6 protein-coding genes are annotated in these 9895 nt (G+C 77.6%); all 6 read left to right on the top strand.

Annotated elements, in window-relative coordinates; all coding sequences use genetic code 11:
• The first annotated feature begins 91 nt into the window (after nucleotides 1-91).
• Nucleotides 92-829: a metal-dependent transcriptional regulator gene (locus VER05_RS11310; RefSeq protein ID WP_324845454.1), complete on the top strand. Its 738-nt coding sequence runs from the start codon at nucleotides 92-94 to the stop codon at nucleotides 827-829.
• A 169-nt stretch (nucleotides 830-998) separates the two neighbouring features.
• Nucleotides 999-2231 (top strand): MFS transporter, encoded by a 1233-nt coding sequence (locus tag VER05_RS11305; RefSeq protein ID WP_324845453.1) that lies wholly within the window; start codon nucleotides 999-1001, stop codon nucleotides 2229-2231.
• 52 nt (nucleotides 2232-2283) lie between these two features.
• On the top strand, nucleotides 2284-5250 hold the full coding sequence (locus VER05_RS11300) for a leucine--tRNA ligase (RefSeq protein ID WP_414647609.1): 2967 nt from the start codon (nucleotides 2284-2286) through the stop codon (nucleotides 5248-5250).
• A 2-nt stretch (nucleotides 5251-5252) separates the two neighbouring features.
• Nucleotides 5253-6584: a DegV family protein gene (locus VER05_RS11295; protein WP_324845451.1), complete on the top strand. Its 1332-nt coding sequence runs from the start codon at nucleotides 5253-5255 to the stop codon at nucleotides 6582-6584.
• Between the two features lie 861 nt (nucleotides 6585-7445).
• Nucleotides 7446-8381 (top strand): ComEA family DNA-binding protein, encoded by a 936-nt coding sequence (locus tag VER05_RS11290; RefSeq protein ID WP_324845450.1) that lies wholly within the window; start codon nucleotides 7446-7448, stop codon nucleotides 8379-8381.
• A gap of 476 nt (nucleotides 8382-8857) precedes the next feature.
• A partial coding sequence (locus VER05_RS11285) for a ComEC/Rec2 family competence protein (protein WP_324845449.1) occupies nucleotides 8858-9895 on the top strand: 1038 nt, incomplete at its 3' end.

The following is a 9895-nucleotide window of genomic DNA, read 5'->3' as shown; positions in this document are numbered from 1 at the left end:
GTGGTTGGACCCACCGATCTCGGCCCGGACCACCGATCTCGGTGTGGTCGGTGCCGGTGGGTGCCCGCCGCGGGGCCCTAACCTGGTCGGCGTGAGCGAGACCAGCGACCTGACCCCCGTGGCCCAGGACTACCTCAAGGTGGTCTGGACGGCGAAGGAGTGGTCGTCGGCCCCCGTGACCACCAAGATGCTCGCCGAGCGGCTGGGCGTCGGCGCGTCGACCGTGTCCGAGACCGTGCGCCGGCTGGCGGACCAGGGCCTCGTCGAGCACGCGCCGTACGCCGCGATCACCCTCACCGAGGAGGGCGTCCGGCACGCGGTGCAGGTCGTCCGTCGGCACCGGCTGATCGAGACGTTCCTGGTCAGCGAGCTGGGTTACGCCTGGGACGAGGTGCACGACGAGGCCGAGGTGCTCGAGCACGCCGTGTCGGACCTCATGGTCGAGCGGATCGACGCCCGCCTGGGCCACCCGACCCGCGACCCGCACGGCGACCCGATCCCCGCGCCCGACGGCACCGTGCCGACGCCGGCCGCGGACATGCTGTGGGAGCTCACCACCGGGTCGGGGCGGATCGCGCGCATCTCCGACGCCGACCCCGGTCTGCTGCGGTACCTCGCCTCGGTGGGCGTGGTGCTGGACGCGCGGGTCGAGGTGGTCGAGCGCCGCGACTTCGCCGGGATGACGGCCGTGCGGGTGCTGCCGCCGCTGGACGGCGGGTCCGTCGCGGACGCGGCGGCCGAGGCCGTCGGGGCCGTCGCCGAGCCGCGGCCCGTGGAGCTGGGCGAGGTCGCCGCGCGCGCGATCTGGGTGCTGCTCGACACGCCCTGACCCGCCCGCGGCCCCCGCCCCGCCCCGCGCCCCGGGCGGGCCCCGACCGGCCGGTAGGCTGGCGGCACCGGACTCCTCGCCGACGCGGTCCCCGGGACGGGCCGCCGCACCCGTCGGCGCGTGCCGCCGGGGCCCCACGCGGAACGACGACGACCGCGGGGAGCCGCACATGCACACGAGCACGCCGGGCACCGGGCCCGCCGTGGACACCGACGTGGTCCTGGACCCGCACCTGGTGCGCCGCCGCGCGCGGCTGCCGCTGCTGGCCCTCGCCCTCGGCGGGTTCTCGATCGGCACCACCGAGTTCGCGACGATGGGGCTGCTGCCGCTCATCGCCGAGAACCTGGACGGCACGATCCCCGAGGCCGGCCACGCGATCACCGCGTACGCGCTCGGCGTGGTCGTCGGCGCCCCGCTGCTGACGACGATCGCCGCGCGGATGGACCGCCGCCTGCTGCTCCTGCTGCTCATGGCGGCGTTCACGGTCGGCAACCTGCTCTCGGCGCTCGCGCCGTCGCTCGGCTGGCTGGTCGCGGCGCGGTTCGTCGCGGGCCTGCCGCACGGCGCGTTCTTCGGCGTCGGCGCGGTCATGGGCGCGCACGTGGCCGGGCCCGGGCGCCGCGGCCAGGCCGTCGCCACGATGATGGCGGGCCTGACGATCGCGAACGTCGTGGGCGTCCCGCTGTCGACCGTGCTGGGCCAGGCGTTCGGCTGGCGGGTGGCGTTCGTCGCCGTGGGCGTGCTCGGCGCGCTGACCCTGCTGGCCCTGGTCAAGTTCCTGCCCGGCCTGCCGGTGCGGGACGGCGCGACGGTCCGGGCGGAGCTCGGGGCGCTGCGCAACGGGCGGCTGTGGGTCGCCTGCGCCGCGGGCTCGATCGGGTTCGGCGGCATGTTCGCCGTCTACTCCTACGTGTCGCCGCTGCTCACCGAGGTCACCGGGATCACCGAGGCGACCGTGCCGATCGTGCTCGCGCTGTTCGGCGTCGGCATGACGGTCGGCACGCTGCTCGGCGGGAAGCTCGCGGACCGGTCGGTGGCCCGCACGGTGCTGCTCGGGTTCGCGTCCACGATCGTGGCGCTGGTGCTGATCGCGGTGCTCGCGCAGTGGGTGGTCCCGGGCGTGCTGGCGATCGTGCTGCTGGGCGTGACGACGCAGGTGCTGGGGCTCTCGCTGCAGGCCTGGCTGATGGACCTGTCGCCGACCGCGCCGTCGCTCGGCGCGGCGCTCTGCCACTCGGCGCTCAACGCCGGCAACGCGTTCGGCGCCTGGGTGGGCGGCCTCGTGATCGCGGGCGGGCTCGGGTACGTCGCGCCGGCCTGGGTCGGTGCGGGGCTGACCGTGATCGGCCTGGTCATCTCGGCGGTCGTGCTCGGCGGGGCCGCGCGGCGGCGGACCGCCTGACGCCGCCCGGCGCGCGTCCGGTGGCGCCCCCGCGCGTCGATAGACTTCCCCGGTGACGTCGCCCGCCAGCACCCAGCCCGATCCCGCCTCCGCCCCGGCCACCGCCGGCGGCCAGGACGTGCCGTTCCGGTACACCGCCGAGCTCGCCCAGCAGATCGAGCTCCGGTGGCAGGACGAGTGGGTCGAGCGCGGCACGTTCTTCGCGGCCAACCCGGCCGGCAGCGCGCTGACCGACGGCGACGGGGCCTCCGCCCGCGAGGGCGCCCGGCCGTTCTTCGTGATGGACATGTTCCCGTACCCCTCGGGCGCGGGCCTGCACGTCGGCCACCCGCTGGGCTACATCGCCACCGACGTCGTCGCGCGGTTCCGCCGGATGCAGGGCGACAACGTGCTGCACGCGCTGGGCTACGACGCGTTCGGCCTGCCCGCCGAGCAGTACGCCGTGCAGACGGGCCAGCACCCGCGCACGACGACCGAGGCGAACATCGAGATCATGGCGCGCCAGCTCAAGCGCCTGGGCGTCGCGCACGACCCGCGCCGGTCGTTCGCCACGATCGACCCGGACTACGTGCGCTGGACCCAGTGGATCTTCCTGCAGATCTTCGAGTCCTGGTACGACGAGGACGCCGTGCGGCCCGACGGCGGCACAGGCGCGGCCCGGCCGGTGTCGACGCTGGTCGAGGCCTACGAGGCGGGGCGCGCGGTGCCGGACGGGATCGACGGGGTGCCCGCGGGCGCCGCGTGGGCCGACCTGGACGCCGTGCAGCGCCGCCGCGTGGTCGACGCGCAGCGCCTGGCCTACGTCTCCGAGACGCCCGTGAACTGGTGCCCCGGCCTGGGGACCGTGCTGGCCAACGAGGAGGTCACCTCCGACGGCCGGTCCGAGCGCGGCAACTTCCCGGTGTTCCAGCGCACGCTGCGGCAGTGGAACATGCGGATCACCGCCTACGCCGATCGCCTGGCCGACGACCTGTCGCTGATCGACTGGCCCGAGAAGGTCACCGCGATGCAGCGGAACTGGATCGGCCGGTCCGAGGGCGCGCACGTCGACTTCGAGGTCACCGACGTCGACGAGCCGCTGACCGTCTTCACCACCCGCCCCGACACGCTGTTCGGCGCGACGTACGTCGTGCTGGCGCCGGAGCACCCGCTGGTCGACGCGATCGTCGCCGAGTCCGAGGCAGTGTCGGTCTGGGACGAGGACGTGCCCGAGTCCTGGCGCGGGGGCGCGTCGTCGCCCGCCGAGGCCGTCGCCGCCTACCGCCGCGAGGCCGCCGCCAAGACCGCCGTCGAGCGGCAGGCCGACGCCGGCCGCAAGACCGGCGTGTTCACCGGGGGCTACGCGCTGAACCCGGTCAACGGCGCCCAGCTGCCCGTATTCATCGCCGACTACGTCCTCATGGGCTACGGCACCGGCGCGATCATGGCCGTCCCGGGCGGCGACACCCGCGACTTCGCGTTCGCCGAGGCGTTCGGCCTGCCGGTCGTGCACACCGTGCAGCCGCCGGAGGGCCACGAGGGCGCGTGGACCGGCGACGGCGCGATCATCAACTCGTCGAACGACGAGATCAGCCTGGACGGCCTGTCCGTCGCGGAGGCCAAGACGCGCGTCGTCGACTGGCTGGCTGAGCGGGGCGCCGGGTCCCGCACCACCACCTACCGGCTGCGCGACTGGCTGTTCAGCCGCCAGCGGTACTGGGGCGAGCCGTTCCCGATCGTCTACGACGAGAACGACCTGCCGATCGCGATCCCGGAGCAGTCGCTGCCCGTCGACCTGCCGGACGTGCCGGACTACGCGCCGCGCACCTTCGACGCCGACGACGCGGAGTCCTCGCCGGAGGCGCCGCTGAGCCGCAACGACGACTGGGTCAACGTCACGCTGGACCTCGGCGACGGCCCGAAGGTCTACCGCCGCGACACCAACACCATGCCGAACTGGGCCGGGTCGTGCTGGTACTACCTGCACTACCTGGACCCGACCCACGCCACCGACCAGGTCGTCGACCCCGCCCTCGAGCAGTACTGGATGGGCCCGGGCCACAACCCCGGCGACACCCACGGCGCCGGCGGCGTCGACCTGTACGTCGGCGGCGTCGAGCACGCCGTGTTGCACCTGCTGTACGCCCGGTTCTGGCACAAGGTGCTGTACGACCTGGGCCACGTGTCCAGCCGCGAGCCGTTCTACAAGCTGTTCAACCAGGGCTACATCCAGGCGTACGCCTACACCGACGTGCGCGGCGTCTACGTCCCGGCCGCCGAGGTGGTCGAGGACGACTCCGTCGAGTCCGGGTTCACCTGGAACGGCGAGCCGGTGTTCCGCGAGTACGGCAAGATCGGCAAGTCGCTGAAGAACGCCGTCTCGCCGGACGAGATGTACGCCGAGTACGGCGCCGACACGCTGCGCGTCTACGAGATGTCGATGGGCCCGCTGGACCTGTCCCGCCCCTGGGAGACCCGGGCCGTCGTCGGCGCGCAGCGGTTCCTGCAGCGCGTGTGGCGCAACGTCGTCTCCGAGGAGACCGGCGCGGTCACGGTTGTCGACGAGGAGCCGACGGTCGAGACGCTGCGCGTGCTGCACCGCACGATCGCCGAGGTCGGCGAGGACATGCAGGCGATGCGGATCAACACCGCGATCGCCAAGCTCATCGTCCTCAACAACCACCTGACCTCCCTGCCCGCCGTGCCGCGGACCGTCGCCGAGCAGCTGGTGCTGATGACCGCGCCGGTCGCGCCGCACCTGGCCGAGGAGCTGTGGTCGCGCCTGGGCCACGAGCGGTCGCTCGCGCACGAGCCGTTCCCCGCCGTCGACCCGCAGTACCTGGTGCAGGACTCCGTGACCTGCGTGTTCCAGGTCCAGGGCAAGGTCCGCGGGCGGGCCGAGGTCGCGCCCGACGCCGACGAGGCCACGCTGCGCGAGCTGGCCCTCGCCGACCCGGGCGTCCAGCGGGCGATGGCCGGGCGCGACGTGCGCACGGTGATCGTGCGCGCGCCGAAGCTCGTCAACGTGGTGCCGGCCTGACGGTGCCGGAGGGCGCCGAGACCCCGTCCGCCGCGCTCGGCGCGGGGGCGGGGCGCGGCGGCGCGCGCCCGGGGGACGCCGCGGCGGACCCCGAGGGTGCCGCCGGGAGCGCGCCCCGCGGCGAGGACGCCCGGGCGACCGGGGGCGAGGGCCGACCGCGCCGCGGGCTGCGGATCGCCGTGGTGCCGCCCGCGTGGGCCGAGCGGGTCGCGCGCCGGCTGCGGCGGGTCGCGCAGGGCGGACCCGCGGCCGGGGCCGAGCCGGGACCGGACGCCCCGGTCGCGCCGCCCGCGCCGCCGCGCGTCGTGGTGGTCACCGACTCGACGTCCTGCCTGACGGCGGCCGACGCCGCCGCGTGGCGCATCGACGTGGTCCCGCTCGACGTCGCGGCCGACGGCGAGCGGTTCCGCGACGGCGTCGACCTCACCCCGGAGGGGCTGGTCGCCGCGCTGGAGTCCGGGCGCCGGGTCACGACGTCCCAGCCGCCGCCCGCCGCGTTCGCCGCCGCCTACGAGGCCGCCGCCGCGCGCGGGGCCGCCGAGGTCGTCTCCGTGCACCTGTCCGGCGAGCTCTCCGGCACCGTGCGCGCCGCGGGCCTCGCCGCGCAGCTCGCGCCGCTGCCGGTGCACGTCGTCGACTCGCGCAGCGCCGGCCTCGGGCTGGGTTTCGCCGCCCTCGCCGCCGCCGAGACCGCGCGGGGGACCGTGTGGGGCCCCGCCGACGGCGCGTCCGTGGCCGGCGCCGCCGAGCAGGTCGGGCGCTCGACCGCCGCGTGGTTCGTCGTCGACTCGCTCGACCACCTCCGGCGGGGCGGGCGGCTGTCGGCCGCGGCGGCCGCGTTCGGGACGGTGCTCGGGCTGCGGCCGGTGCTCGCGCTGCGGGACGGGCGGATCGAGGTCGCCGAGCGGGTGCGGACCCGGCGGGCGGCGCGGGACCGGCTGCACGCGCTGGCCGTGGCGGAGGTGGTGCGGCGGGTGTCGGCGGGGGCGGGTTCGGCCCCCGGGCCGGCGGTGCGCGGTGCCGCGGGGGCCGTCGGGGGTGCCGGTGCTGGCGCTGGTGCTGGCGCTGGTGGTGGTGCGGGCGCAGGTCCTGGAGCGGGGGACGGCGCGCGCGGTGACGCGCACGGTGGCGCCGGGGACGTCGCGCCGGGTGCCGCGGACCGCGCGGTGCGGGTCGGGGTGCAGCACCTCGGCCGGCCCGAGCTGGCCGAGGAGGTCGCGGCGCGGCTGCGCGCGGCCCTGGGCCTCGACGAGGTGCTGGTGCGCGAGGTGGGGGCGGTGCTCGGCGGCCACCTCGGGGTCGGGGCGCTGGCGGTGACCGTCACCGACCGGTGACGAGCGGTGTCGGCCGGGGCCGGCCGGTGACGACTCGCGGCGGCAGGCGGCGACCGGGGAGGCGGTGCGATCCCGGACGGTGGCGGCCGGGGGCGCGCCGCGGCGCCGGCGGACGGCGGACCGACGAAGACGTCCGCGCCGGCCCGGCGGGCCGTGATGCGCCGACCGTGCGCGGCGGGGTGCACCGCGTGCTGCCCGCTCGGAGAGCGGTCGCCGAGCCCTCCACAGGGCGGCCGGTGCTGCGCCGTCCCCAGACCGGGCCGCCGGCGCCGAGGGCCCGGGTCGCTGCCGACCTAGCGTCGCGGCATGACCTGGTACGACGGCAGCCCGGCGCCTGCCCCGCGGCACGACCCGCCGCAGGCGGACGGCCCTCCGCGGGACGTGCTGCCGGGCGGCGGGACCGCGCGCGACGTGCTGTCGGGCGGCGGGTCTCCGCGGGTCGTGCTGCCGGGTGGCGGGACAGCGCGCGACGTGCCGGCGGGCGGCGGGACCGCGCGCGACGTGCCGGCGGGCGGCGGGACCGCGCGCGACGTGCTGGCGGGCGGCGCGGCTCCGCGGGACGTGCTGCCGGTGGCTGGGTCGCCGGAGGCCGTGGTGCCGGCGATCGGGGCGCCGTGGGACGGGGTGGCACGCGACACGGCACTGCGCGACGAACCGGGCCGCGACGAGGCGGCGCGGGCGGCGGTGGGTGCAGGACGAGCCCGGCTGCGCGCCGCAGCGCGGGCCGCTTCGGTGGCGGTCGACGCGCGCGACCGCAGGGGCGACTCGCGCCGCCCCGGCGACGGCGGCCGTCGGGCGCCCGGCCCGGGCCCCCTCCCTGCTGTCCGCCGCCTGGCGCCCAGCCCGGATCCCGCCCGACGCGTGGCGCCCGGCCCCGGGTACGACGACGGCCGCGGGGCACCCGGCCCCACCGGCGCGGGCGGGTCGGCCGGCTCGGGCTACGCCGACGACGGCGACGTGGGCTCGTACGGCCTGGGCATCGGCGACGACGGCGGCTCGCGCGGCCTGGGCCACGCCGACGAGGTGAGTTCGCCCGACCTGGGTCACGACGACGGCGAGCGAGCGGTCGCCGGCCCAGGCGTCGACGACGAGCCGGAGCGCGCCGAGCGGCCCCGGCTCGCCGACGTCGTGCGGTGGCGGCTGGCGCCGAGGACCGCCGCCATCGCACTCGGGGCGCTGCTTCTCGTGGGCGGGGCCGTGGCCCTGCGCTCGGCGGCGCAGCCGACGGGGGACCCGGTCGCGGTCGAGGAGCCGGCGGTGACCCGGGGTGCGGCCGACACGGAGGGAGCCACCACGGACGGGGCCGAGGCGAACGGAGCCGACGCCGCCGCCGAGGACCCGACGGTGTGGGTGCACGTCGTCGGGCGGGTGGCGGCACCGGGTGTGGTCGCGCTGCCGGAGGGCTCGCGGGTCGGGGACGCGGTCGCCGCGGCCGGGGGTGCGCTGCCCGATGCGGACCTCGCCGGGCTCAACCTGGCGGCCGTCGTCCAGGACGGTGCCCAGATCCGGGTCCCGGCACCGGGGGAGGAGCCCCCGGCCGACGCCGACGACGGGTCGGGAGGCCTCAGCGGTCCCGGAGGCGGCGGCGGGTCGGGTGGCGGGGGCGGCGCCGTCGACGTCAACACCGCCGGCAGCGCCGAGCTGCAGACGCTCCCGGGCATCGGGCCGGTGCTCGCCGACCGGATCGTGGCGTGGCGGGACGCGAACGGCCCCTTTCCCGACGTCGACGCCCTGCTCGACGTCTCGGGCATCGGGCCCGCGGTGCTCGGGAAGATCCGGGACCTGGTGCGGGTGTGAGCGCGGACGAGGCGGTCGACGTCCGGCTGGTCCCGGCCGCGCTGGCGGTGTGGGCGACCGCCGCGCTGGTCGTCGGGGCTCGCCCGTGGGCGCTGGTCGTGGGTGCCGTGGTGCTCGGCGCGGTCGCGGCGGGCGTGCTCGCCGGGCCCGGGGTCGCCACCGGCGCGGGAGAGCACGGGGTCCGCGGCGGGGACCGCCGAGGAGCTGCCGCCGCGCCACCTGACCGGTCGTCGGTGCGCCTCGGCGGGCTCGTGCCGCCCGCCCCGACGCGGCCCGCACCGCCGATCTCCGGTCGGCGCACGCTGCGGACGAGCGACCGGCGGACGTCGCCTGTCACCGCCCCGCTCGCGCCGCCGGTCCGCGGCAGGCGCTCGTCGCCCATCCGCGCTCGCCTGGCGCCTCCGGTCGGCGGTAGGCGCTCTCCGCTCACCCGCTCCCGCCTCGCGCCACCTCCCCCCGACCGACGATCGGTGCGCGTGCCCGGTCGGGTCGCGGTGCGCGCGCAGGCGGGGCTGGCGCTCGGGGCGGTCGCGGTGCTGCTGCTCGCCACCGCCGGGCAGGTGCGTGCCCGCGAGGCCGGTGACGTGCGCGCGCTCGCGGAGGACCGGGCGCGGGTGCGGCTCGTCGGCGTCGTCCGGTCGACCCCGCAGGAGCCGGGCGGACCCGGTGGTTCGCGCCTGGTGCGGTTCCTGCTCGCGGCGACGTCGGTCGAGGTGCTGGGCACGCCCGGCGTGGGAGCGGACGAGGCCGACGAGGCACGGGGTGCGCACGCGGCGGCGCGTGCGGTCTCGTCGGCGACGGGTGCGAGCTCGTCGGAGCCCGGTGCGAGCACGTCGGCGGCGCGTGCGCGCTCGTCGGGCACGGCCGCCGCCGTCGAGGTCTACGCGCCCGCGACGGCGTCGGACCTCGCGTACGGCACGGTCGTCGCCGTGGAGGCCACGCTGTCCCCGCTCCCGGACGTCTCCCGGCGCGCGATGGCGCGCGCCCGGGCCGACGGCGACCCCGCGGTCCGCGCACCGCCCCCCGCCGTGCTCCGGGCCGCCGACGGGCTCCGCACCGGCCTGGTCGGCACGGCGACCGCGGTGCCGGGCGACGCGGGCCGGCTGCTGCCCGCCGTCGCCGTGGGCGACACCCGCGGCGTCGGCGACCTCGACGACGCCATGCGGGTGTCCGGGCTGGCGCACATCACCGCGGTGTCCGGGGCGCACTTCTCGATCCTCGGGGCGGTCGTCCTGGCCGTGGTCACGCGGTGCGGGGTGCCCCGGCGGTGGCGGTGGCTACCGCTGGCGGTGGTGCTCGGGGGGTTCGTCGCGGTGGTGCAGCCCGGGTCGAGCGTGGTCCGCGCCGCGGTGATGGGCGCGGTCGGCGTGCTCGGCATCGTGGCGGGGCGGCCCGCGCGGTCGGTGCCCGCGCTCGCCTGCGCGGTGCTGGTGCTGCTGGTCGTGGACCCGTGGCTGGCGCGGGACGTCGGGTTCGTGCTGTCGGTGGTCGCGACGGCCGGCATCGCGCTGCTC

The organism is Cellulomonas sp. (assembly GCF_035634735.1).
Lineage (GTDB): Bacteria > Actinomycetota > Actinomycetes > Actinomycetales > Cellulomonadaceae > Cellulomonas.
The sequence above is the reverse complement of the archived record's forward strand: the minus strand, read 5'-3'. Positions and strand labels throughout refer to the sequence as shown.

Coding starts and splice junctions, on each gene's coding strand:
- VER05_RS11305 (WP_324845453.1), top strand. CDS start 999: ATGCACACGAGCACGCCGGGCACCGGGCCCGCCGTGGACACCGACGTG.